Source organism: Aeromonas sp. CA23, assembly GCF_002587065.1.
Taxonomy (GTDB): Bacteria; Pseudomonadota; Gammaproteobacteria; order Enterobacterales; family Aeromonadaceae; genus Aeromonas; species Aeromonas bestiarum.
The window spans coordinates 4,111,114-4,135,987 of sequence record NZ_CP023818.1; the positions used below are offsets into that span (position 1 = coordinate 4,111,114).

At 61.2% G+C, this 24,874-nt stretch carries 15 protein-coding genes and 1 pseudogene; 12 read left to right on the top strand and 4 right to left on the bottom strand.

The window, feature by feature from the left end; genetic code table 11:
- The first annotated feature begins 80 nt into the window (after nt 1-80).
- The 8 genes from nuoG (at nt 81) to nuoN (ending at nt 10,307) form a co-directional block, all read left to right on the top strand.
- Nucleotides 81-2,819: an NADH-quinone oxidoreductase subunit NuoG gene (gene nuoG / locus CK910_RS18970; protein ID WP_098984345.1), complete on the top strand. Its 2,739-nt coding sequence runs from the start codon at nt 81-83 to the stop codon at nt 2,817-2,819.
- Nucleotides 2,816-3,784: an NADH-quinone oxidoreductase subunit NuoH gene (gene nuoH / locus CK910_RS18975; protein ID WP_043555312.1), complete on the top strand. Its 969-nt coding sequence runs from the start codon at nt 2,816-2,818 to the stop codon at nt 3,782-3,784. The genes nuoG and nuoH overlap by 4 nt, the downstream gene beginning before the upstream one ends.
- A 128-nt stretch (nt 3,785-3,912) precedes the next feature.
- Entirely contained in the window at nt 3,913-4,455 is a 543-nt protein-coding gene (nuoI, locus tag CK910_RS18980) for an NADH-quinone oxidoreductase subunit NuoI (protein ID WP_043136700.1), read from the top strand.
- A 15-nt stretch (nt 4,456-4,470) separates the two neighbouring features.
- Nucleotides 4,471-5,034, top strand: a complete 564-nt coding sequence (nuoJ, locus tag CK910_RS18985) for an NADH-quinone oxidoreductase subunit J (RefSeq protein WP_043555311.1) — start codon at nt 4,471-4,473, stop codon at nt 5,032-5,034.
- Entirely contained in the window at nt 5,031-5,339 is a 309-nt protein-coding gene (gene nuoK, locus CK910_RS18990) for an NADH-quinone oxidoreductase subunit NuoK (protein WP_042034381.1), read from the top strand. Before nuoJ ends, nuoK begins: the two co-directional genes overlap by 4 nt.
- Nucleotides 5,336-7,183, top strand: a complete 1,848-nt coding sequence (nuoL, locus tag CK910_RS18995; RefSeq protein WP_043136704.1) for an NADH-quinone oxidoreductase subunit L — start codon at nt 5,336-5,338, stop codon at nt 7,181-7,183. The genes nuoK and nuoL overlap by 4 nt, the downstream gene beginning before the upstream one ends.
- 78 nt (nt 7,184-7,261) lie before the next feature.
- Nucleotides 7,262-8,782 carry an NADH-quinone oxidoreductase subunit M gene (nuoM, locus tag CK910_RS19000; protein ID WP_098984346.1) on the top strand — a complete coding sequence of 507 codons (1,521 nt, stop codon included), beginning with the start codon at nt 7,262-7,264 and terminating at the stop codon, nt 8,780-8,782.
- Between the two features lie 61 nt (nt 8,783-8,843).
- Complete coding sequence (nuoN, locus tag CK910_RS19005) at nt 8,844-10,307, top strand: NADH-quinone oxidoreductase subunit NuoN (RefSeq protein ID WP_043136710.1); 1,464 nt, start codon at nt 8,844-8,846, stop codon at nt 10,305-10,307.
- 196 nt (nt 10,308-10,503) lie between these two features.
- Here nuoN and CK910_RS19010 read toward each other — a convergent pair whose 3' ends face one another.
- Nucleotides 10,504-12,405, bottom strand: coding sequence for a M6 family metalloprotease domain-containing protein (locus tag CK910_RS19010; protein ID WP_253852735.1), 1,902 nt, complete (start codon nt 12,403-12,405; stop codon nt 10,504-10,506).
- Between the two features lie 522 nt (nt 12,406-12,927).
- Here CK910_RS19010 and CK910_RS19015 point away from each other — a divergent pair.
- The 3 genes from CK910_RS19015 to CK910_RS19025 are packed head-to-tail and all read left to right on the top strand — an operon-like array spanning nt 12,928 to nt 17,033.
- Nucleotides 12,928-14,058 carry an FIST signal transduction protein gene (locus CK910_RS19015; protein ID WP_043136714.1) on the top strand — a complete coding sequence of 377 codons (1,131 nt, stop codon included), beginning with the start codon at nt 12,928-12,930 and terminating at the stop codon, nt 14,056-14,058.
- Nucleotides 14,055-15,488 (top strand): HD domain-containing phosphohydrolase, encoded by a 1,434-nt coding sequence (locus CK910_RS19020; RefSeq protein ID WP_098984347.1) that lies wholly within the window; start codon nt 14,055-14,057, stop codon nt 15,486-15,488. Before CK910_RS19015 ends, CK910_RS19020 begins: the two co-directional genes overlap by 4 nt.
- Before the next feature lie 18 nt (nt 15,489-15,506).
- The gene (locus CK910_RS19025) at nt 15,507-17,033 is read left to right on the top strand and encodes an HD domain-containing phosphohydrolase (protein ID WP_098984348.1); all 1,527 of its coding nucleotides are present in this window, start codon (nt 15,507-15,509) and stop codon (nt 17,031-17,033) included.
- Between the two features lie 66 nt (nt 17,034-17,099).
- Here CK910_RS19025 and purL read toward each other — a convergent pair.
- Nucleotides 17,100-21,016: pseudogene (purL, locus tag CK910_RS19030) on the bottom strand (phosphoribosylformylglycinamidine synthase).
- A gap of 149 nt (nt 21,017-21,165) precedes the next feature.
- Here purL and mltF point away from each other — a divergent pair.
- Nucleotides 21,166-22,656 carry a membrane-bound lytic murein transglycosylase MltF gene (gene mltF / locus CK910_RS19035; protein WP_098985171.1) on the top strand — a complete coding sequence of 497 codons (1,491 nt, stop codon included), beginning with the start codon at nt 21,166-21,168 and terminating at the stop codon, nt 22,654-22,656.
- Nucleotides 22,657-23,010: 354 nt separating this feature from the next.
- Here the strand turns inward: mltF and CK910_RS19045 are convergent, their stop codons facing one another.
- Nucleotides 23,011-23,244: a zinc ribbon domain-containing protein gene (locus CK910_RS19045; RefSeq protein WP_098984350.1), complete on the bottom strand. Its 234-nt coding sequence runs from the start codon at nt 23,242-23,244 to the stop codon at nt 23,011-23,013.
- Nucleotides 23,245-23,348: 104 nt separating this feature from the next.
- Nucleotides 23,349-24,848, bottom strand: coding sequence for a ribosome biogenesis GTPase Der (der, locus tag CK910_RS19050; protein WP_098984351.1), 1,500 nt, complete (start codon nt 24,846-24,848; stop codon nt 23,349-23,351).
- Between the last annotated feature and the right edge of the window lie 26 nt (nt 24,849-24,874).

Sequence of the window (24,874 nt, forward strand, 5' to 3'; positions counted from 1 at the left end):
TTTGATGACGCCATTGTCTGATTACGCCTGCCGGCTAATCCAATCTGCGCGTTTTATCTAATTGATGTCAGGGAAGTTGTATGGCCACCATTTTTGTAGACGGTAAAGAGTACGAGGTAGACGGGGCAGACAACCTGCTGCAAGCCTGTCTCTCCTTAGGGCTGGACGTCCCCTATTTTTGCTGGCACCCGGCGCTGGGTAGCGTCGGCGCCTGCCGCCAGTGTGCGGTCAAGCAGTATCAGAATGCCGACGACAAGCGCGGCCGCCTGGTCATGTCCTGCATGACCCCCTCTACCGATGGCACCTATATCTCCATCGAAGACGAAGAGGCGAAAGAGTTTCGCAAGACGGTGGTGGAGTGGCAGATGACCAACCACCCCCACGACTGCCCGGTATGTGAAGAGGGTGGTGCCTGCCACCTGCAGGACATGACGGTGATGACAGGCCACAACAGCCGTCGCTACCGCTTCACCAAACGCACCCACCAGAATCAGGAACTGGGGCCCTTCATCAATCACGAGATGAACCGCTGCATCGCCTGTTATCGCTGCGTGCGTTACTACAAGGATTACGCCGGCGGCGAGGATCTGGGTGTCTATGGCGCCCACGACAACGTCTATTTCGGCCGGGTCGAAGATGGCACCCTGGAGAGCGAGTTCTCCGGCAACCTGGTGGAGGTCTGCCCCACCGGCGTGTTCACCGACAAGACCCACTCCGAGCGTTACAACCGCAAGTGGGACATGCAGTTTGCCCCCAGCATCTGCCAGCAGTGCTCGGTCGGTTGCAACATCAGCCCGGGCGAGCGCTACGGCGAGCTGCGCCGCATCGAGAACCGCTTCCACGGTGGCCTCAACCACTACTTCCTGTGCGATCGCGGCCGCTTTGGCTATGGCTACGTCAATCTGGCGGATCGCCCGCGTCAGCCATTGCTGCGTGACGGCAACGACAAGCTGGCCATCACGGTGGACGGCGCCCTGAACCGTGCCGCCGACGCCCTGCGCACTGCGGCCGGCGTCATCGGCATCGGCTCTCCCCGCGCGTCGCTGGAGAGCAACTTCGCCCTGCGCGAGCTGGTAGGTGCCGACAACTTCTATTGCGGCGTCGAGCAGAGCGAGTGGGAGTGCCTGCAAAAGATGTTGCACATACTGCAACACGGCGGCATTCGCACGCCGAGCCTGCGGGACATGGAAGAGGCCGACGCCATTCTGGTGCTGGGTGAAGATGTCACCATGAGCGCCGCCCGCATCGCCCTGGCCCTGCGCCAGTCGGTCAAGGGCAAGGCGCGCGAGATCGCCCGCAAGATGAAGGTGGACTTGTGGCAGGTCGCCGCGGTGCAGACCCTGGGCCAGAATGAGCGCTACCCGCTGCTCATCACCAGTCTGGACAGCACCCGCCTCGACGACGTGGCGGCAGAAAAACTGCACGCCCCCCACGCGGATCAGGCCCGCCTCGGTTTTGCCATCGCCCATCTGCTCGACAGCTCGGCCCCGGCCCTGGCCGATCTCGGCCAAGAACAACAGGCGCAAGCCGCTCGCTGGGCCGACCTGCTTGGCAACGCCAAAAAGCCGCTCATCATCGCAGGCTCCGGCGCCCGTACTCCGGCACTGATCGAGGCTGCCAGCAACATAGTCCGTGCCCTCAAGGGCCGTGGCCAGGACGTCAGCCTGGCACTGGTGGCGCAAGAGGCCAACAGTCTGGGTCTGGCCATGCTGGATGCAGGCAAGTCGTCAGGCAAATCGCTGGAAGCTGCCCTTGAGCGCATCGAAGCCCAGGATAACCTGGCACTGGTGACCCTGGAGAACGATCTCTATCGCCGCGCCCCGCGCAATCGGGTCGATGCGGCCATCGCCCGCCTGCAACACCTGCTGGTGGTCGATCATCAGGATACCCAGACAGCCCAGAAGGCCGATCTGGTGCTGCCTGCCGCCAGCTTTGCCGAGGCCGATGGCACTCTCGTCAATATGGAGGGCCGTGCCCAGCGCTACTTCCAGGTCTATGCGCCGGCCTTCTACAACGCCGACATCCAGATCCGGGAAGGGTGGCGCTGGCTGGCCGCGCTGCAGGGGGCTCTCGATAACAAACCCCTGCGCTGGCAGAACCTTGACGAGATCAGCGGTGCCTGCGCCGCCTCGACGCCGCTGCTCGCCCCCATGCTGGAAGCCTCGCCCAACGCCGGGCTGCGGATCCGTGGCATGAAGCTGGCTCGTGAGCCGCACCGCTACAGCGGTCGCACCTCCATGCTGGCGGATCAGAACGTCAGCGAGCCGAGAGTGGCCCAGGATCCGGACTCCCCCTTCAACTTCTCCATGGAAGGCTATGCCGGTGCCCGCCAGCCGATGCAACAGGTGCCGTTTGCCTGGGCGCCGGGCTGGAACTCGCCATCGGCCTGGAACAAGTTCCAGGACGAGGTGGGCGGCAAGCTGCGCGCCGGTGATCCGGGTCGCCGCCTGCTGGAGCCGGGTGAAGACAATCTTGGCTGGTTTGATGCCATACCGGCCCCCTTCGTGGCTCAGGAAGCCCTGCAGGTGGTCAACTATGACCAGCTGTTTGGCGGCGAGGAGCTCTCCGCTCGCAGCCCGGTGATCCAGGCCCGCATGAACGAACCCGAGCTGGTGCTGAACCCGGCCGATGCGGCTCGCCTTGCCCTCAACGCGGGCAACCAGGTGAGCTTCTCCTGGGGTGGCAACCACTGGCGCCTCAAGCTGCGGCTGAGCCATGCTCTGGCACAGGGTCTGCTGGGTCTGCCGCTCGGCGTGAACGGTCTGCCGACCGCGCTGCAACAGGCCTACATCAACAACCTGCAGGAGGCGATCGCATGAGTGATTCCCTGATGGAGCTGCTGATTGAAGTCGGCAAGGCGCTGATCGTGCTGGTGGGGATAGTGGGGGCTGGCGCCTTCATGAGCTTCATCGAACGTCGCCTGCTGGCGCTGTGGCAGGATCGCTACGGCCCCAACCGGGTGGGCCCGTTCGGCCTGCTGCAGCTGGCGGCCGACATGGTCAAGATGTTCTTCAAGGAGGACTGGATCCCGCCGTTCGCGGATCGCCGGATCTTCATCCTGGCCCCCATCATCGCCTTTACCGCCTTTATTCTGGCGTTTGCCGTGGTGCCGCTCACCCCCACCTGGGGCGTGGCGGATCTCAACGTGGGCCTGCTCTACATACTGGCCATCGCGGGACTGGCGGTCTATGCCGTGCTGTTCGCCGGCTGGTCGAGCAACAACAAGTACTCATTGCTCGGCAGCCTGCGCGCCTCGGCCCAGACCCTCTCCTACGAGGTGTTCCTGGGGCTCTCCCTGATGGGGATAGTGATCCAGACCGGCAGCTTCAACCTGAGAGACATAGTCGAGGCCCAGGAGGGCTTGTGGAACGTGGTGCCCCAGATCCTGGGCTTCATCACCTTCCTGTTTGCCGGCGTCGCCGTCACCCACCGCCACCCGTTTGACCAGCCGGAGGCCGAGCAGGAGCTCGCCGACGGCTATCACATCGAGTATGCGGGCATGAAATGGGGTCTGTTCTTCGTGGGCGAGTACATCGGCATAGTGCTGATCTCCTCCCTCATAGTGACCCTGTTCTTCGGTGGCTGGCACGGCCCCTGGTTGCCGCCCTTCATCTGGTTTGCCCTGAAGACCGCCTGCTTCATGGTGCTCTTCATCCTGCTGCGGGCCTCCCTGCCCCGTCCGCGTTTTGATCAGGTGATGTCCTTTGGCTGGAAAGTCTGCTTGCCGCTGACCCTGATCAACATGCTGATCACGGGTGCCGTGGTGCTGATGAGTGCGCAGTGAGGCCGGAATGGATATGAACATTGTGATGCCGTTTGGCTGGAACGTCTGCTTGCCTCGCGCCTTGCACCCCGCTCGGGATGCAAGGCTCAGGGGCTGTGGTGCTGATGAATGTGCAGTGAGGCACGACTATGAAAATTGTTAGCATAATCAAGGGTGTCGGTACCCAACTTCGCAGTCTGGGCATGGTGTTTTCCCATGCCTGGCGACCACGCGAAACCCTGAGTTACCCGGAAGAGGCTGTCTATGCCGCCCCCCGTTTCCGTGGCCGCATCGTGCTGACCCGCGACCCGGACGGCGACGAGCGCTGCGTGGCCTGCAACCTCTGCGCCGTGGCCTGCCCGGTCGGCTGCATCTCGCTGCAGAAAGCGGAGCGGGACGATGGTCGCTGGTATCCGGAGTTCTTTCGCATCAACTTCTCCCGCTGCATCTTCTGCGGCCTGTGCGAAGAAGCCTGCCCCACCACCGCCATCCAGCTGACGCCGGATTTCGAGATGGGCGAATACCGCCGCCAGGATCTGGTGTACGAGAAGGAAGACTTGCTGATCAGCGGGCCCGGCAAATACCCGGATTACAACTTCTATCGCATGAGCGGTATGGCCATCGACGGCAAGCCGAAAGGGGATGCCGAGCACGAAGCCAAACCTATCGATGTCAAGAGCCTGCTGCCCTAGCCCTAGGAGTCAATCATGGAACTGGCATTTTATGCCGCGGCCCTGGTAGCCGTTTACAGCACGCTGCGGGTGATCAGCACCAGCAATCCCATGCATGCGCTGCTCAATCTCATTATTTCGCTCATCGCCGTGGCCATGATCTTCTTCTGTCTGGGTGCCTCCTTCGCGGGTGCCCTGCAGGTGATCGTCTACGCGGGCGCCATCATGGTGCTGTTCGTGTTCGTGGTGATGATGCTGAACTTGGGATCGTCCCAGGATCAGGAGAAGAACTGGCTCACCCCCACCACCTGGGTGGGTCCGGGCCTGCTCTCTCTCGTCCTGCTGGGCTTTCTGGCCTACGGCATCCTCGGCGTGACAGGGGGTCAGCTTGGTCTGACCGACGTCAGCGCGAAAGAGGTCGGCATCGCCCTGTTCGGCCCTTATGTGCTGGCGGTGGAGCTCGCTTCCATCCTGCTGCTGGCGGGTCTGGTGACCGCCTACCACCTGGGCCGTGAAGACAAGAGCGGGGAAGTGCTTTCCGTTCCCAAAACTGCCGTGCGCCCAGCACCAAGTCCATCTCAAGAAGGAGGTCAGCAATGAGTGGCATCCCCATGGAACACGGTCTGCTGCTGGCCGCCGTGCTGTTTTGCATCGGTTTGTGCGGTCTGCTGATCCGCCGTAACTTGCTGTTTATCCTCATGAGTATCGAGATCATGATGAATGCGTCCGCACTGGCGTTCGTGGTGGCTGGCAGCCGCTGGGCCCAGGCCGATGGCCAGATCATGTACATACTGGTGATTTCTCTGGCGGCAGCGGAGGCCAGTATAGGCCTGGCCCTGTTACTGCTGCTCTATCGTCGTTACCACACCCTCAACGTGGACACTGTGAGCGAGATGCGCGGATGAGCCTCTTATACCTGACTTTTCTATTCCCGCTGCTGGGATGGCTGGTGCTGGCCTTCTCCCTCGGCCGTTTCGGCGAGCGCAGCTCGGCACTGATCGGCGTCGGCAGCATAGGGTTGTCGGCCCTCACCACCCTGTGGGTCGGCATCGATTTCCTCAATACCATGCCGGTCGGCGGTGTCTACACCCAGACCCTGTGGCAATGGATGTCGGTGGGCAGCTTCAATCCCACCTTCCGCCTGGCGCTGGACGGCCTGTCGCTGACCATGCTGGGGGTGGTGACCGGAGTGGGTTTCTTCATCCACCTGTTCGCCTCCTGGTACATGCGCGGAGAAGAGGGCTATTCCCGCTTCTTCACCTACACCAACCTGTTCATCGCCAGCATGGTGTTCCTGGTGCTGGCCGATGACCTGCTGTTCGTCTACCTCGGCTGGGAAGGGGTGGGGCTGTGCAGCTACCTGCTGATCGGCTTCTACTACCGCAACCCGGCCAACGGGGCGGCCGCCCTCAAGGCGTTCGTGGTGACCCGGGTCGGCGACGTCTTCCTCGCCATCGGCCTGTTCGTCCTCTACCGGGAGCTGGGCACCCTCAACATCCATGAGCTGCTGGTGCGCGCGCCCGCGATGTTTGCCGAGGGTTCCCCTGCCCTGTCGTTCGCCTGCCTGATGCTGCTCGGCGGCGCCGTCGGTAAATCCGCCCAGCTGCCGCTGCAAACCTGGCTGGCGGATGCCATGGCGGGCCCGACGCCTGTCTCTGCCCTGATCCACGCCGCGACCATGGTGACCGCCGGTGTCTATCTCATCGCCCGTACCCACGGCCTCTTCCTGCTGGCCCCCGAGATCCTGCATCTGGTGGCGCTGGTCGGTGCCATTACCCTGGTGCTGGCGGGTTTTGCGGCCCTGGTACAGACCGATATCAAGCGGATCCTGGCCTACTCCACCATGAGCCAGATAGGCTACATGTTCCTGGCCCTTGGGGTTGGCGCCTGGGAAGGGGCCATCTTCCACCTGATGACCCACGCCTTCTTCAAGGCGCTCTTGTTCCTCTCCGCCGGTGCCGTCATAGTCGCGACCCACCACGAGCAGAACATCTTCAAGATGGGAGGCCTGCGCAAGAGTCTGCCGCTGGTCTATGCCTGCTTCCTGGTGGGGGGCTCGGCGCTGGCCGCGCTGCCGCTGGTCACGGCCGGTTTCTACAGTAAAGATGCCATCCTGTGGCAGGTGCAGGCATCCGGCCAGACCACACTGTTGTGGGCCGGTCTGGTGGGGGCCTTCCTGACCTCCCTCTACACCTTCCGCCTCATCTTCATCGCCTTCCACGGCAAGGTGCAGACCGAGGCCCACGCCGGCCACGGCCTGGCCCACCAGCTGCCGCTGCTGGTGCTGCTGGTGCTCTCCACCGGGATCGGGGCCCTGATAGTACCGCCGCTGGCCGGAGTACTGCCGGCCGGTCCGGGAGATCACATAGAAGCGGGTCGTCATGCGCTGGAAATAGCCTCCGGCATAGTCGCCATCGCGGGCATAGCCCTGGCCGCCTTCCTGTTCCTGGGTGAGCGTCGACTGGCCACCAGCGTGGCGAACAGCGCGCCAGGCCGTCTGCTCAGCACCCTCTGGTTCAATGCCTGGGGCTTTGACTGGTTGTACGATCAGCTGTGGGTCAAACCCTACCTGCTCAGCACCCGCCTGCTCGGCAAGGATCCGCTGGACTGGATGATGAACCTGCCGGCCTGGCTGGCACAGAGTGGCCACCAGCTGTTGGCCTGGACCGTTTCCGGCAAGTTGCGCTGGTATGCAGCCTCCATGGGGATGGGCGCCGCCCTGATCCTGGCCCTGCTGCTGCTCGGCTGATCCCGTGATGCAGCCCCTGAACTCGCAGCAAGCCCACGGGCCTGCACAGTGACTAGAACATAGACGAGAGCTGATATCGTGACCTTACTCTGGATCTTGTTAATACCCTTCATCGGCGGTCTGCTCTGTTGGCAGACGGAGCGCTTCGGTGAATACTTCGTGCGCTGGGTCGCCCTGCTGTCCATGAGCGCCTGCCTGCTGCTCTCCGGCGCCATCTGGTGGAGCGGTGACTTTTCCCTTGCGACCCAGACGGGCGTGTCCGCCTGGGCCGCCGAACTGCAGTTGCCCTGGATCCCCCGCTTCGGCATCTCATTGCACCTGGCGGTGGATGGCCTGTCGCTCTTGATGGTGATGCTCACCTGCTTCATCGGCGTGCTGGCCATCCTCTGTTCCTGGAAGGAAATCGTGCAGCGCATCGGCTTCTTCCACCTGAACCTGCTCTGGATCCTGGGGGGCGTGCTCGGCGTCTTCATGGCGCTGGATCTGTTCCTGTTCTTCTTCTTCTGGGAGATGATGCTGGTCCCCATGTACTTCCTGATCGCGCTGTGGGGCCACTCGGTCACCGACGGCAAGTCCAGGATCAACGCGGCCACCAAGTTCTTCATCTACACCCAGGTCAGCGGCCTCATCATGCTGGTCGCCATCCTGGGTCTGGTGCTGACCCACCACGCAGCCACCGGCGTGTTCACCTTTGACTATCAGGACTTGCTCAACACCCCGATGAGCAAGGGCGTCCAGTGGTTGCTGATGCTGGGCTTCTTCATCGCCTTCGCGGTCAAGATGCCGCTGGTACCGCTGCACGGCTGGCTGCCGGATGCCCACAGTCAGGCGCCGACCGCGGGTTCCGTGGACCTGGCCGGCATCTTGCTGAAAACCGCCGCCTACGGTCTGCTGCGCTTCGCCCTGCCGCTGTTCCCGGAGGCCTCCGCCGAGTTCGCCCCCTACGCCATGCTGCTGGGCCTGGTCGGCATCGTTTACGGCGCCATAGTGGCGTTCGCCCAGACCGACATCAAGCGGCTGGTGGCCTACACCAGCATCTCCCACATGGGCTTCGTGATGATCGCCATCTACTCGGGTAGCGAGCTGGCGCTGCAAGGCGCCGTGGTGCAGATGATCGCCCACGGCCTCTCCGCCGCCGGTTTGTTTATCCTGTGCGGCCAGCTCTACGAGCGGCTGCACACCCGTGACTTGCGCCTGATGGGCGGCCTGTGGGGCCGGTTGCGCTACCTGCCCGGCGTCATGCTGTTCTTCTCGGTGGCCTCCCTTGGCATGCCGGGTACCGGCAACTTCGTCGGCGAGTTCCTGATCCTCATCGGCAGCTTCCAGGTCGCTCCTATCATCACCATCATCGCCACCTTCGGTCTGGTGCTGGCATCCGTCTACTCCCTCATCATGCTGCAACGGGCCTGCTTCGGCGCGCCCAAGGACGACAAGCTCCTCAAGGGACTGGACAGCCGCGAGCTGGCCATGATGCTGACCATAGCCGGCCTGCTGGTGCTGCTCGGTGTCTATCCCCAGCCGGTGCTCGATACCGCAGGCAGCAGCCTGATGAGCGTGCTGCACTGGTACGCACTGCCGTCCGCTGGAGCATTGCAATGAACCTGACTGTTTCCCGACCGCTGGCCCTGTTGCCTTACTTGTCCATTACAGGAGCACTGCAATGACATTCACAGCTTCTCAACTGCTGGCCCTGTTGCCTCTGCTGCTGACCACGGGGGCCATGCTGGCCCTGATGCTGGCCATCGCCTGGCGGCGCTGTGACGACACAGCCTTCGTCGTCACCATAGCGGGCCTCAACCTGGCGCTCTTCTCCCTGCCCATCGTCATGGCGCAGGGTGATCAGGGGGTCACTCCGCTGCTGCAGATAGACGGCTACGCCGTCTTCTACATGGGGCTGGTGCTCATCGGCGCCCTGGCCACCTGCACCTTCGGCCGCTCCTGGCTCAAGGGCTATCCGGACAACCGGGAAGAGTTCTACCTGCTGCTGCTGATCGCCACCGCCGGCGGCCTGGTGCTGGCCGGTTCCCGCCACCTCGCCTCCCTGTTCATCGGGATCGAGATGCTGACCCTGCCCATGTTCGGTCTGGTGGGCTACGCCTACCGCGAGCGCCATTCGCTGGAGGCCAGCATCAAGTACATGGTGCTCTCCGCCGCCGCCACCGCCTTCCTGCTGTTTGGCATGGCGCTGCTCTATGCCCAGGCGGGCAGCCTGAGCTTCAGCGATCTCGGCCTGACCCTGGCCACCACCCCGGCTCACCACCCGCTGCTGATGGGCGGTCTGGGACTGATGCTGGTGGGGTTTGCCTTCAAGCTCTCCCTGGCCCCCTTCCACCTCTGGACACCTGACGTGTACGAAGGCGCCCCGGCACCTGTAGCCACCTTCCTGGCCACCGTCAGCAAGATAGCCGTGTTCTGCGTGCTGCTGCGCTTCTACCTGGCGGTGCCTGCGGCGGGAGATCCCATGATCCACTGGCTGCTGGCCGCCATGGCGGTCGTCTCCATCGTCATCGGCAACCTGCTGGCCCTGCTGCAGACCAACATCAAGCGGATGATGGGTTACTCCTCCATCTCCCACTTCGGTTATCTGCTGGCGGTGATCGTCGCCAGCCGCCTCGGCCAGATGCCGGTGGAAGCGGCCGGCGTCTACCTGCTGATGTACCTGTTCACCAGCCTGGGGGCCTTCGGCGTCATCAGCATGATGTCCAGCCCCTATCGCGGCAAGGATGCGGACTCCCTGCACAGCTACCGTGGTCTGTTCTGGCACCGCCCCTACCTGACCGCCGTCATGACGGTGATGATGTTGTCGCTCGCGGGTATCCCCATGACGCTGGGCTTCATCGGCAAGTTCTATCTCATCGGGGTGACGGTCGATGCCAAGCTGTGGTGGCTCTCCGGCGCCATAGTGCTGGGCAGCGCCCTGGGTCTCTATTACTACCTGCGCGTCATGGTCACCCTCTATCTGCGGGAACCCGGCATGCAGCTGCGTGATGCCAAGGCCGACTGGGCCGTCTCCTCGGGCGGCATGGTGGTCCTGCTCTCCGCCATCATAGTGGTGGCGCTGGGTATCTACCCCCAACCCGTCATCAGCCTGGTGCAGGGCTTCCAGAACGTGGTCTTGCGCTAACCCGCCCTGATGGCCAATGCCCCTTGTGTCAGGTACCATTGGCCATCTTCCAGAGATGAAAAAATCCGAAACCAGCTTGGCTGGTTTCGGATTAATGTGATTGTCAGCAGATGAAACCTACAGATTCAGAATAGGACTTTAGTCGACACATTCCATTAATGTGTTTATTAAGACCCTTTATATTTATGACAAGAATCTATTTTCTCAACGTGAAATCATAGTTCCCCTCACCATTATAAGAATAAACATTAAACCGATAATAACCACTGCTTGCAACATAGTTAATCGCTTCATTCGAGGTGACGCTTGTTGATGTTGCCACAGCTATCCAAGTACTATTCTGCCATTTTTCCAGTGACAAATCGAAATCAGCATTGCCGGGGCCGGTCAACACACCACTCAGGGTTCCACCATCATATTGAAACCAGCTGCCATTCGGAATGATATGACTAACGCCCTTCCCACTCAGATAACCTGAATAATTTTCCTCTTGATTTGAATTACCCTTGCCACCGATGTCAAATGTCATTTGACTTGAGACAGCGCTGATATTAGTCAGCTCCAACCCTGAATCAGCACCACTCCACCAGCGTGAATTGGTTCCTCGGCTGGACAGCGCATTGGGTTGAGTATCACCGAAAGTGTCTTGCCCAGAAGCATGATACATATCATAAGCATCACCAAGATTAGTATTTTTTTCTGGGTCACGATTCCCATCCGCATGCTCCATCTGAACATATGGATACCACTCATTATTATTGGAGCCATTAGGATCAACATGCCATACAATCAGACCTTGACCTGGCATATACTGATTTTGCCCGACTTGCGTTCTTGTCTCTATATAAAAAGCCTCACCAGCTTTATTCTGGTTGGACCAGCGGTATAGTGTGTTGCTGTTAGCCTGGTGACTCAATAGACCTGAAGGAGCATTGCTGTTAACCGCAGGATTGAGCTCGGTGATCGTTTCCCAGCCACTCAGTGAGCGAAAGTAGCCATTGGGTGGAACTGGTTTTTTATGTCTGTTACCGGTTACACCGCCATATCCCATAATGCAGTGCGAGCCAGCGGATCCTCCTGAGCTGCCATCGTAATCGTAAAGATCAGGCCAGCCGAACAACAGGTGTCCTGACTCGTGGATGAAGGTCCCGATAGATAAACTGCTATCCATGTTGGAGATCTGGTATTTGGATGCACAGACCCCATCAGCACACCAGCGGTTCAAGCCACCTTGATGAGGCCATAGGCCCTGAGCCCAGCCACCACCAGTACTGCCAGAATAGAACACGTTCAAACCACGAATATTGCCGTCAATATCTTTCGAGATGGTCGAAAAGTCGAAGCCTTCGGTGTATTCAAGCCAATCCAGAGCTTCGGCTATCAACTCTCTTGCTCTGGCACCATAGGTTATCGTGGGGTCTGTGTAGTAGGACTTATATTTCTTGGCCGTATAATATCCAACAACAGTATTTGTATAGTCTAATTTATTACCAGACACAGCACGAAAATAGTCCCGGATTGATTGTGCATTTCCATAGCCTGTGTAACCGATTTGGTTGGTGTAGTTGATGACCTCACTGGGTGGAATAGAACTGGATTCATCAGGAAACTGAATTAATATGGTCAACCCTCGAACATTACCTGTTACATTGGCATATTGATTGGCAAAAACACTGATTTTTGGTGACTGGGGTTGATATTGTAAAATTTGTAATTGCTTGGCGTTACGTTGCACGATAGAACGCTTGGCATGTTGAGGAATATCGGTGTCCTTCTGTATGGACCTGGTGCTAACACCATTCGACTTGGTAACTAGAATTCCGGTCGACTCAAACATTTCTCCATTTTCTGAAAGCTTGGCATAAGCGTAACCTTTCAGGGTATTGTCATAGATAACCGGATAGCCATCTTTAGTACGTTGATCTGCGTAAAGAGTTGAACCATTGAGGATCAACTCAAGTGTCGAACCATCCGGCTGCGTAACCGTGTGATGATAGTTGACATAAGGTATTGCAGCCTCCGTTTGAACAGTGAACATTACTGACCCTAGCCCTAGGATGGTTAAAATATTTAACCATCCTGTTCTTCCATTTTTCATTTTATCTTCCTTGTGAGTCCCGTGCAGAGTAAGTCTTATATCCAGTTCACCAAGGGATCAAATTTTATTTTTAAACTGGGATGTGTGTAACCATTCACCGACGTGAATTCAAACAAAACCATGTCATTTTTTGTGTAAGTGGGAGCGTTATATCCCAGGTCAGGGAATCGCCCAGGTATTCCCATGACATTGGGCCTATCGGCAAGTCCCATCTGATCGACGTGACGGTCAAAGTCCGGCTGTGGTGGCGCTGGGCATCTACCCCCAACCCGTCATCAGCCTGGTGCAGGGCTTCCAGAACCTGGTGCTGCGCTAATAAGTAGCGCCCCTGCCAGAAACACAAAACCGGCCCAGATGGCCGGTTTTGTGTTTCTGGTTGAGCAAGAGCACGGCCGCAAGGTGGCAAGCTCTTTTTTTATGCGTATTTATAACCACTTATGTCACATCGCAGGTCACCGCTGAGTATCATCACCCCGCCCCTTGCTGATATATTCATGAAATACAGGAATGGAGCCAGGAGCCATGACGCAACCCTCCTTTTGCCTCTTTGATACCCGCTCACTGGTCGATGCACTGCTCCCCTATCGAGGCGGTCGGCTCGATGTGTTGCTGGCCGAACAGGATATCGACCGTGTCGCCGAGCTGCAGCAAGAGTGCCGGCAGCTGGCGATTTCGCTTTCCGGCGCCATCTTTCCCCGCCTCATCAGCCGACAGGGTTTTCATGACAGGGGCGCCTGGTTGCTGCCCCGTCCGTCATCCCACGATCCCCGGCTGATCTCGTTACCCCAAAATGACGATGCAGACCGGCTTGCCGCCATGCTCTGCGAACAGCTGGCGCCCCGGCTCGCGCAATGGCCGGATCCGGCCCGCCCCCCCACCCTCTTTCTGACCTTCGATGCCATGATCCCCAACATCGCCTCCATCCTCGAGGGGATCTATCTCAGGCTGGCGGACAGGGTCAACTACGCAGGCGTCAATGCGGGCAGCGGCCAGTTCAAGGCCATGCCCTGCCTGTTCGACAGCCAGACCCTGACGAGTCAGGCGGTCATCTGCAGCCTACTGCCCCATCACAGCTATCCCCTGCTGGAGCATGGCTATCAACTCATGGCCCAGCCCATGCTCGCCACCAGTACGGAGGGCAACAAGGTCTCCTTCATCGACTGGGAGCCCGCCTTCAGCCGCTACCAGTCGCTTGTCCGGCAACAATTTCAGCAGACGCTGACCCAGGCGCAGTTCTATCAGTACGGCGTCCACCTGCCGCTGGGTCTGCTGCGGGCCAATGGCGACGTGGTCGTGAGGATCCCGGTCACAGTCACCGAAGAGGGCGCCCTACTCTGTGTCGGCGAGGTGCCGGATCACAGCATTCTCACCCTGCTCAAGGCCCCCCATAGCCCGACCGCCCATGCCATCGAACTGGCCGGCAAGCTCCGCCAGCACGGCCCGGTCGACACGCTGGAGCTCTATTACTGCGCCGGCCGTCAGCAGCATTTTGGCCAGCAGAGCGAGCTCGAGCTGAGCACGCTGTTTACCCATAGCGGCGCCCGCGAGCTGGTCGGCGCCCTCTCACTCGGCGAGATTGGCAGTTTGCGGGCGGGGGATTATCCCCTCTTCCACAATGGCGCCATTCTCTGCAACGGAGCAACGCCGTCATGAACAACGACCATGCCATGGCCATCGTCTGCGATCTCGCCCTCTGCATTGGACGCGAGGTGACCCTGGATGCCTTGCTGACCAAGGTGCTGCAACGCTTTCTGTTTCACTGCGCCTGCCCGGTTGGTCTCGTGCTGCAGCAGTTGCCGCAGGGGGAGTACAAGATCGTCAAGGCCATCGGGGACGAGCAGTTGATCCAGCAGCACGGGCAACCACTGGTGCTGCCCGCCTGGGTCAGTGACGGCGAGCAGTGCACCCTGCACGGCCCCATCCCCCTGCCCGGCTCCCGCCCCTATCCCTTTGCCTACCGCTTGCGGATCGAAGGGGGCTACCTCATGCTGCTGCTCTCCCCCAGAGCCGAACAAGAGGGTGAACAGCTGTGCCACCTGTTCAGCCCCATCCTCGGCAACCTGGCTCGCGCCATCCAGCTGTGCCGGGACAGCGAGCAGCTGGCCCTGCGTCAGCAGGCGGAGCTGGTGGACATGCAGCGCTTCAACGAATCCCTGCTCAAGGCGATCCCTATCCCCGTGTTCTACAAGGACGTCGAGGGGCGCTTCATCAGTTGCAACCCGACCTTTACCCAGATCACCGGCATCAGCAAGGCAGAGCTGCTGGGGAAACGCGTGGATGAAATTCTACCGCCCGAGATGGCGGACGAGTACAGCCAGCGGGACATGGAGGTACTGCGCAGCAAGCAGCCGCAATATTTCGAGCACAGTCTGCTCGATCGCAGCGGCCACCGTTATCAGGTGCTCAACTTCAAGGGTCTCTTCTATGACCATCAGGGCAAGGTGGCCGGCATCATAGGAGCACTGGTCGATATCACCCATATCAAGGAGAGCGAGCAGCATCAGCGCACCTTGCTGTTTCAAACCATAGCGGCACTCTCCTCCGCCATCGCCCACAAGGATCCCGGCACGGCCGGCCATGAAAGGCGCGTACACGACCTGGCGCTGGCCATAGGTCAACACCTGCAACTGCCACAGGAGCAGCTGGATGGGCTCGGTCTCGCGGCCATGGTGCACAACATAGGCCTGCTGCAGATCCCGGCCGAAATCCTCACCCGCCCCCGTGAGCTCAGGCCGGTGGAGTTTGAACTGATCAAGCTGCACCCTCAGGCCGGCTGTGACATCCTGCAGCAGATAGATTTCCCCTGGCCCATCGCCACCATGGTGCAGCAGCATCACGAAAACATGGACGGCAGCGGCTACCCGCAGGGCCTGCAGAGTGATGCCATCTGCCTGGAGGCCAGGATCATCCGGGTGGCGGACTCGCTGGCTGCCATGACGGCGCACCGCCCCTTCCGCCGCGCCATGTCGCTGACCGATGCCTTCGCCCAGCTGGCGCGCTATGCCGGCGTCCACTATGACGAGCAAGTGGTGAACGCCTGTCTCGCCGTGTGGCAGGCGGGCTACCGTTTCACTACCAGCTGATCAGCCGCAGGAGCACAGATGACTTCAAGACCGGAACCCTCATCCCGCCAGCTGCCGTTGCCCGCTGGCCCTCTCTTCGCTCAGGTGATGGATCAGCTGCCCTATCGCGTCCTGCTCAAGGATACCCGCTCCGTCTTCACCGCCTGCAACCGGCTGCTGGCCGATGATCTCGCCCTGGAGCCGGCCCAGATCATCGGCAAGTGCGATGCCGATTTTTTCCCGGCCGAACTGGCCCAGCGCTATCGGGATGACGATCTCAGGGTCATGACCAACGGCACAACGCACCGGCACGAAGAACCCTACCTCAAGGGCGGCGAGGCCCGCTGGCTCAGCACCACCAAGTTTCCCCTGCGCGATGAGCTGGGCCAGGTGATCGGCGTCGGCGTCTTCTTCGATGACATCACGGAGAAGAAACAGCAGCAGGAGCAGTTGCTGCAATATACCTGGACGCTGGAGGCCATTGGCCGCGCCCACCATGCCATGCTCAGGCAGGGGGATGAGCAGATGCTGCTGCAGGAGATCTGTGACGCCATCACCTTCGATGGCCGCTTTCCCCTCGTCACCGTGCTGCAGGAGGCCGCAGAGCCGGATGCGCTGCAGATCCTGGCGCAGGCGGGCAATGCCGTCTGGTTTGCCAACGACCGCTGGCTCACCCGGGATCCGGCCTTGCGTCAGGCCATCCGCGATGATGAACCACGCAACGAAGCACTGGCGAGCGAGATTGTCCATCACTCGGCCACCTTGCGGGCCCGCCTGCTGCTCCCGCTGCCGTGGCATTCCAGCGTGCGGGGCGCCCTGCTCATCCACAGTCCGCAGGCCAGGGCCTTCACCGAGGAAGAGGTGCGACTGTTCAGTCAGCTGGCCGATTACCTGGCCTATGGCCTGCACGCCCGTGGCACTCAACAGGCCTATCTCGCCGCGCAGCAGGACAAGGTGCTGCATGCCCGCCAGCTGGAGCTGGCGCTGGAGGATGCCCTGGGGGCCATCGCCGCCGTACTGGAACAACGCGACCCCTACACAGCCGGTCACCAGAAGCATGTCGCCACCCTGGCCATGGCCATAGGCCGCGAGCTGGTACTGGGCGACAAACAGCTGCGCGGCCTCTATCTGGGGGCCATGGTGCACGACATCGGCAAGATCCAGGTACCGGTCGACATCCTCACCAAACCGGGCAGGCTGACCCCCCAGGAGTTCAACCTGGTCAAGGAGCACCCGGGCGCCGGTTACCAGGTCCTCAAGGACATCGCCTTCCCCTGGCCCATCGCCCAGATGATCCACCAGCATCATGAGTATCTCGACGGCTCAGGCTATCCCGAGGGTCTCGCGGGGGATCAGATCTTGCTGGAGGCGCGCATTCTCACCGTGGCCGACATTGTCGAGTCCATGTCTTCGGATCGTCCCTACCGCGCCGCCCTCGGCATTCCCCAGGCCAGGGCTCACATCATACGGATGCGGGGAGCCCAGCTGGACGAGGCCGTGGTGGATGCCTGCCTGCGCATTCTGGATCGGGGGGATTTCACCCCCCACGAGCTGGGCAACGGCTAGCAGGAGGCAGAGATAAAAAACCGGCCTGCTGGCCGGTTTTTTATTGTTGCAGGTTGCGCTGCGGGATTAACCCAGTTGCACCCGGGCGTTGCGGAACATCCGCATCCAGGCACCGTCCTCGCCCCAGTTGTCTGGGTGCCAGGAGTTGGCCACGGTGCGGAACACCCGCTCCGGGTGCGGCATCATGATGGTGGCGCGACCGTCTGTGGTGGTCACTGCGCTGATGCCGTCCGGCGAGCCGTTCGGGTTGGCCGGATACTGCTCGGTGACCTTGCCGCGGTTGTCCACGAAGCGCAGTCCCACCAGACCGCTGGCTTGCAGCGCGCTCAGGTGAGCGGCGTCACGCACCTCCACTCGCCCTTCCCCGTGGGAGACGGCAATGGGCATCACTGAACCCGCCATGCCGGCGAAGAAGGCGGACGGCGACTCCTGCACTTCCACCAGGCTGAAGCGCGCCTCAAAGCGCTCGGAGCGGTTGCGCACGAAGCGCGGCCACAGATCGGCTCCCGGGATCAGGGTGCGCAGGTTGGACATCATCTGGCAGCCGTTGCACACGCCCAAGGAGAGGGTGTCGCCACGCTCGAAGAAGCGCTGGAACTGCTCGCGGGCGTTGTCGTTGAACAGGATGGACTTGGCCCAGCCCTCACCTGCCCCCAGCACGTCGCCGTAGGAGAAGCCGCCACAGGCCACCAGGCTCTGGAACTCTTCCAGCTTGATGCGGCCGCTGAGGATGTCGCTCATGTGGACGTCGACTGCCGCAAAGCCGGCGCGGTCAAACGCCGCCGCCATCTCCACGTGGGAGTTGACCCCCTGCTCGCGCAGCACCGCCAGACGGGGGATACCCCGCGAGCGATATAGGGCGCAGCCACGTCGTCGGACGGGTTGTAGCTCAGTTTTGCCTGCAGACCCGGATCCGTGGCGTCCTGACGGGCGGCATGTTCCTGATCGGCGCACGCCGGGTTGTCGCGCAGACGCTGCATCTGCCAGCTGGTCTCGCCCCAGAGGGTGCGAAGCGCAGTGCGACTGGCGCGATACACTTCCTGGCCCGCGCGCTGCAGGGTGATGAGATCACCTTCGCGCACTGTGCCCAGCACGTGGGAGCAGGCGGCCAGGCCGTGACCGGCCAGCAGTGTCATCACGGCTTCCTTGTCGTCGCGACGCACCTGGATGACGGCACCCAGCTCCTCGTTGAACAGCGCCGGCAGCAGTTCGCCACCGATGCGATCGAGCTGGATGTCGAGGCCGCAGTGACCGGCGAAGGCCATCTCGGTCAGGGTGACGAAGAGGCCGCCGTCGGATCTGTCGTGATAGGCGATCAGTTTGCGATCGGCCACCAGCGCCTGAATGGCGTTGAAGAAGCCTTTCAGCTGGACCGGATTGTCGAGATCCGGCGCCTTGTCCCCCAGCTGGCGGTAGACCTGGGCCAGGGCGGAGGCGCCGAGACGCTGCTTGCCGTTGCCAAGATCGATGAGGATAAGGTCTGTCTCACCGAGATCGGTACGCAGTTGCGGAGTGACGGTATTGCGCACATCCTCGACACGGGCAAAGGCGGTGATGAGCAGGGAGAGCGGCGAGGTGACGCTCTGTTCCTTGCCATCCTGCTGCCAGCGGGTCTTCATGGACATGGAGTCCTTGCCAACCGGGATCGTGATGCCAAGGGCCGGACAGAGCTCCTCGCCCACCGCCTTGACTGCCTCATAGAGGCCGGCATCCTCACCCGGATGGCCGGCTGCGGACATCCAGTTGGCGGAGAGCTTGACCCGCTTGAGCGATCCTATGTGAGCCGGTGCCAGGTTGGTGAGCGCTTCGGCCACCGCCATGCGGGCCGACGCGGCATGGGAGAGCAGCGCCACCGGGGTGCGCTCGCCCATGGACATTGCCTCACCATGATAGCCGTCGTAGGTGGCGGCGGTGACGGCGCAATCGGCTACCGGGATCTGCCAGGGGCCGACCATCTGGTCACGGTTGACCAGACCGGTCACGCTGCGATCACCTATGGTGATGAGGAAGGATTTCTCCGCCACGGCCGGCAGACGCAGTACCCGCTCGGCTGCCTCGGAGAGGGTGGTGCCATCGAGCTGCAACGGCTTGCCCTGGGCAGGCAGGGTGACCACATCACGGTGCATCTTGGGCGCCTTGCCCAGCAGCACGTCCAGCGGCAAGTCGATGGGCTGGTTGTCAAAGTGGCTATCGGAGAGGGTGAGGTGCTTCTCTTCGGTGGCGATGCCGATGACGGCATAGGGCGCGCGCTCACGCTCGCACAGCGCCTTGAACAGCGGCAGCTTGTCCTGCGCCACCGCCAGCACGTAACGCTCCTGGGACTCGTTGCACCAGATCTCCAGCGGGCTCATGCCAGGCTCGTCGCTCTGGATGGCGCGCAGATCGAAACGACCGCCGCGCTCACCGTCGTTGACCAGCTCCGGCATGGCGTTGGAGAGGCCACCGGCCCCCACGTCATGGATGAAGACGATGGGGTTGTCGTCCCCCAGCTGCCAGCAGCGATCGATCACCTCCTGGCAACGGCGCTCCATCTCGGGGTTGTCACGCTGGACCGAGGCAAAGTCGAGATCTTCGGCCGACTGACCGGAGGCCATGGAAGAGGCTGCGCCGCCCCCCAGGCCTATGTTCATGGCCGGGCCGCCCAGCACTATGAGGGCAGCCCCGACCGGGATCTCCCCTTTCTGGACGTGTTCGGTGCGGATGTTGCCTATCCCGCCCGCCAGCATGATGGGCTTGTGATAGCCGCGCACCTCGACGCCGTTGTGGCTCGGCACCTCCTCTTCGAAGGTGCGGAAGTAGCCGAGAATGGCCGGACGACCGAATTCGTTGTTGAAGGCGGCGCCGCCGAGCGGCCCCTCCTGCATGATGTCAAAGGCGCTGACGATGCGGCTCGGTTTGCCAAAGTCCTGCTCCCAGGGCTGCTCAAAACCGGGGATGCGCAGGTTGGAGACGGTGAAGCCCACCAGACCCGCCTTGGGCTTGGCACCACGGCCGGTTGCCCCCTCGTCGCGGATCTCGCCGCCGGAGCCGGTGGCGGCCCCCGGGAAGGGGGAGATGGCGGTCGGGTGGTTGTGGGTCTCCACCTTCATCAGGATGTCGACGCGCTCCTGATGATACTGGTACTCACCGCTGGCCGGACTCGGGAAGAAGCGGCCACCCTGGCTGCCCTCCATCACGGCGGCGTTGTCTTTATAGGCAGACAGGACATGATCCGGCGTCTGCTCGAAGGTGTTCTTGATCATCTTGAACAGCGACTTGGGCTGCAGCTCGCCGTCTATGGTCCAGTCGGCGTTGAAGATCTTGTGACGACAGTGCTCGGAGTTTGCCTGGGCAAACATGTAGAGCTCGATGTCGTTGGGGTTGCGACCAAGCTTGGTGAAGTTCTCCACCAGATAGTCGATTTCGTCATCGGCCAGCGCCAGACCCAGCACCACGTTGGCCTCCGCCAGCGCGCTGCGGCCACCGGCCAGCACATCCACCTGGGTGAAGGGGCGCGGCGCCTGGTGGGCAAACAGGGCACTCGCCTGGCTCATCTCGGCAAACACCACTTCCATCATGCGATCGTGCAGCACGGCGGCAACGTCAGCGCACTGGGCCTGGGTCAACTCGCCCTTGGCCTGCACGTAATAGGCGATGCCACGCTCCAGCCGCTTGACCTGGCTCAGGCCGCAGTTGTGGGCTATGTCGGTTGCTTTGGAAGACCAGGGGGAGATAGTGCCGGGGCGGGGGGTAACGAGAAACAGCTGACCGCTGGGGGTGTGTTCGGGGATGGTCGGGCCGTAGCGCAGAAGCTGGCCCAATGTCGCTCGCTCGGGCGGTGACAGCGGGCTCGAAAGCTCGGCGAAGTGCACATATTCGGCATAGACATCCTCTATCTCTACTCCGCTCTCTACTCCACTCTCCTTTCTCATCTGTGCGAAGCGTTGCAGCAGTTTTTGGACACGAAAATCAGACAGTGCTGGGGCACCACGCAAGATATCCATATGACCTTTCTCACCAAGTGTTAAAGTGGGGGGGAATTGAGACGCGCGTATTATAGGGATCAGGCCGACGCCGGACAAACGTTTTTCTTGATTTGCCAAGTGTGACTCGGTGCACACTCTCTGGTATAAAGGTCCCTCTTTTTTGACAAATGCCGATTTTTTCAACAAGGGTACTCACCTACTTGCGCTGCATTTTTCGACTGTTTATCGGGCTGATGTTGCTGCTGACCCTGGTCGGCTGTGACTTCTACACCCCCTCCAGCCAGCTGGAACAGATCCGCCAACGGGGCGAGATCCGGGTTGGCACCATCTATGGCCCCACCTCCTATTACCAGCGTGACGAGACCGCCCAGGGCTTCGATTACGAGCTGGCGAAAAGCTATGCCGACTGGTTGGGCGTCAAGCTCACCATAGTCCCCGTCTACTCCACCGCCGAACTGGTCGAGCTGCTCAAGAAGGGCAAGCTGGATCTCGCCGCCGCCGCCATCGTGGTCACCCCGGAGCGACGTGCCCTGTTTCGCTTCGGCCCCGGCTTTTATCAGGTCTCCCCCAAGCTGGTCTATCGCAACGGCTCCCCCAAGCCCAAGGGGATAGCTGATCTCAAGGGCTCCATAGTGGTGCCTGCCGGCTCCACCGGGGAAGATCTGCTCAAGGAGCTCGGCAAGCAGCACCCCAACCTGAAATGGAGCACCAATCGGGACGCGGATGTGGAAGAGCTGCTCAAGCAGGTGGCCGACGGCAAGATTGATTACACAGTGGTGCAGGATACTGTGCTGGCCCGTACCCAGCGCTACTACCCAGAGCTCACCGAGGGGCTGACCCTTTCCAAGAACCAGACGGTGGCCTGGGCCATGACCAAGCTGCCCGATGACAGCCTCTACGCCAGCATCATCGACTTCTTCGGCCAGCGCTTCATGGATGGCGCCATCGCCAAGCTGGACGAGAAGTACTTCGGCCACGTGCAGAACTTCGACTTCGTTGACACCCGCACCTTCCTGCAACGGGCCAAGAGTCTGCTGCCCAAGTATCAGGATCTGTTCAAGACCCACGCCAGCGTGGTGGATTGGCGCCTGCTGGCCGCCATCAGCTATCAGGAGTCCCACTGGGATCCGGAGGCGCGCTCCTATACTGGCGTGCGCGGCATGATGATGCTGACCGAACCCACCGCCAAGGCGATGGGGGTCAACAACCGGCTGCACCCGGAGGAGAGCATCAAGGGCGGCGCCCGTTATCTGCAACAGATGATGGAGAAGGTGCCCGCCTCAGTGCCCGATGACGAGAAGGTGTGGTTTGCCCTCACCGCCTACAACATCGGCTACGGCCACATGATGGATGCCCGCCGCCTGACCAAGGAGCTCGGCAAGAATCCCGACGCCTGGAGCGACGTGAAAGAGGTGCTGCCCCTGCTGCAGCAGGCACGCTGGCACCGCAAGGCGCGCTACGGCTATGCCAGGGGCGGCGAGGCGCGCAACTACGTCAACAACGTGCGCCAGTATTACCAGAGCCTGCTCTGGCTCGACAACGAGCAGCAGAAGGCCCACCGCCGCGAGGAACTGGATGACGACGACAGCAGCGAGCCGCCCAGTGCCGAACGTCCCACCGTCATCGCCGAAGTGGTCAAGCAGATCACCCTGCGTTGAACCCTTGTTGACAAGTTTGTTTTACCGGTAGGTTCTCTGTTACCATCCGGATGTGCCGGGGCCTGTCCGAAACTGTTTTTATCGCCTGATTTCAGCAGCTTGACAGCTGGATGACAGCATTTTCAGATGGGCTCCATTCATCGAGGCCGGGATGGCCATCCAATGGGAGGAGACCAAGATGCGAGCTCGTAAAAGAACTACTCTGGTCAGAAAAGCAAAGTGCGCCTGGAGCCCCAGACGCAAACTCAAGCTCAATGACACCAAACGCAAGATATGGCGCAGAAACCGCTCCTACACCTTGCTGATAGCAGAACACACAGCATAAACCCGGCATTTGCCGGGTTTTTTATTGCCTCACGCCTGCCCTGCCGGGCTCGCCTCGAAGTGCACTGCGCGCTTCGACACCAGGCTGTTGCAGTGGTTGCAGAAGTAATCCACGGCGCCGCAGGCCTTGAGCCGCTCCAGCTCCTGCTGGCAGGTCGGACACAGGGCGCGGATGCGATAACGGGCCTGGCACTGGCCACAGCAGACCTCGGGACTGCGGCTGTCCAGCTCGGCGCCGCAGGCCGGGCATATCAGGGTGCTCATACTCGACTCCTCTCAAAGGGGATCTGCTGTGGGTCTCCCCACAGCAGATCCCCTTCGCCTCTCCCCAAGAAAAAACGGCTGCCGGTGAGGGCAGCCGCTGGGCCTTACTTCTTGGTTTTGGCCTTGAGCAGGCGCTTGCGTTGACGCTCCTGGCTCAGGGTCATGGTGTTCTTCCGGCCCTCGAACGGGTTGGCCGACTCCTGGAACTCGACCCGGATCGGGGAGCCCATGATCTTGAGCGACTTGCGGAAGTAGTTGATGAGATACCGCTTGTACGAATCCGGCAGGTCGTTCAACTGGTTGCCGTGGATCACGATGCGCGGCGGGTTGTAACCACCGGCGTGGGCATACTTCAGCTTGACGCGGCGACCGTTCACCATGGGCGGCTGGTGATCTTCCTGCGCCATCTGCATGATGCGGGTCAGCATGGCGGTGCTGGTACGGCGGGTGGCGGACTGGTACGCCTCCTGAATGGATTCGAACAGGTGGCCGACACCGCTGCCGTGCAGGGCGGAGATGAAGTGGACACGGGCGAAATCGATGAAGCCCAGGCGTCTGTCCAGCTCGTTCTTGACGTCCTCTTTCACCTTCTGATCCAGGCCATCCCACTTGTTCACCACCAGTACCACGGAGCGGCCCGAGTGGAGCACGAAGCCGAGGATGCTCAAGTCCTGATCCGTGATGGTCTCCTGGGCATCGATCACCAGCAGGCAGACGTTGGCATCTTCAATGGCCTTGAGGGTCTTGATGACGGAGAACTTTTCCACCGTCTCATGCACCTTGCCACGACGACGCACACCGGCGGTGTCGATGATGACGTACTTCTGCTCGTCACGCTCCATCGGAACATAAACGGAGTCGCGGGTGGTGCCCGGCATGTCATAGACGATGACGCGGTCTTCACCCAGCATGCGGTTGGTCAGGGTCGATTTGCCGACGTTGGGGCGACCGACGATGGCGAACTTGATGGGCAAGTCGGCGAACGGGGTCTCCTTGGTATCTTCCCGGGTATCGAGATCACCGGCGGCTACCATGCGCAGCAGGGCTTCTTCGTCGAAGTCCTCCTCTTCTTCATCCTGCGCATCTTCTTCGGCAGCGGCTTCGACCAGGGTTTCCAGATGGGGTGCCAGCGCCAGTTCAAGCAGGCTCAGCACGCCACGGCCGTGGGCGGCAGCGATCTGGTAGACCTCCCCCAGCGCCAGACCGTAGAACTCGGACACGGCGGAGTCACCGTCGATGCCATCTGTCTTGTTGGCCACCAGAAACACCGTCTTGTGGGTCTTGCGCAGGTGCTCGGCGATGGCCTGATCCGAGGCGGTCAGACCGGCACGGGCATCCACCATGAACAGCACCACATCGGCTTCTTCAATGGCCAGCAGGGACTGCTCGGCCATCTTCAGCTCGATCCCCTCTTCGGTGCCATCGATACCACCGGTATCCACCACGATAAATTCCAGCTCGCCCAACTTCGCCTGACCGTATTTACGGTCCCGGGTCAAACCGGGGAAGTCGGCCACCAGGGCATCCCGGGTACGGGTCAAGCGGTTAAACAGGGTGGATTTCCCCACGTTGGGGCGGCCCACCAGGGCTACTACAGGAGTCATAAAAGCCTCATTCTCAAGACGACAAA

What these genes read in the sequence shown, in the direction of transcription:
- nuoG (WP_098984345.1), top strand. Translation starts at nt 81, where the DNA reads ATGGCCACCATTTTTGTAGACGGTAAAGAGTACGAGGTAGACGGGGCA.
- nuoH (WP_043555312.1), top strand. Translation starts at nt 2,816, where the DNA reads ATGAGTGATTCCCTGATGGAGCTGCTGATTGAAGTCGGCAAGGCGCTG.
- nuoI (WP_043136700.1), top strand. Translation starts at nt 3,913, where the DNA reads ATGAAAATTGTTAGCATAATCAAGGGTGTCGGTACCCAACTTCGCAGT.
- nuoJ (WP_043555311.1), top strand. Translation starts at nt 4,471, where the DNA reads ATGGAACTGGCATTTTATGCCGCGGCCCTGGTAGCCGTTTACAGCACG.
- nuoK (WP_042034381.1), top strand. Translation starts at nt 5,031, where the DNA reads ATGAGTGGCATCCCCATGGAACACGGTCTGCTGCTGGCCGCCGTGCTG.
- nuoL (WP_043136704.1), top strand. Translation starts at nt 5,336, where the DNA reads ATGAGCCTCTTATACCTGACTTTTCTATTCCCGCTGCTGGGATGGCTG.
- nuoN (WP_043136710.1), top strand. Translation starts at nt 8,844, where the DNA reads ATGACATTCACAGCTTCTCAACTGCTGGCCCTGTTGCCTCTGCTGCTG.
- CK910_RS19010 (WP_253852735.1), bottom strand. Translation starts at nt 12,405, where the DNA reads ATGAAAAATGGAAGAACAGGATGGTTAAATATTTTAACCATCCTAGGG.
- CK910_RS19015 (WP_043136714.1), top strand. Translation starts at nt 12,928, where the DNA reads ATGACGCAACCCTCCTTTTGCCTCTTTGATACCCGCTCACTGGTCGAT.
- CK910_RS19020 (WP_098984347.1), top strand. Translation starts at nt 14,055, where the DNA reads ATGAACAACGACCATGCCATGGCCATCGTCTGCGATCTCGCCCTCTGC.
- CK910_RS19025 (WP_098984348.1), top strand. Translation starts at nt 15,507, where the DNA reads ATGACTTCAAGACCGGAACCCTCATCCCGCCAGCTGCCGTTGCCCGCT.
- mltF (WP_098985171.1), top strand. Translation starts at nt 21,166, where the DNA reads ATGCCGATTTTTTCAACAAGGGTACTCACCTACTTGCGCTGCATTTTT.
- CK910_RS19045 (WP_098984350.1), bottom strand. Translation starts at nt 23,244, where the DNA reads ATGAGCACCCTGATATGCCCGGCCTGCGGCGCCGAGCTGGACAGCCGC.
- der (WP_098984351.1), bottom strand. Translation starts at nt 24,848, where the DNA reads ATGACTCCTGTAGTAGCCCTGGTGGGCCGCCCCAACGTGGGGAAATCC.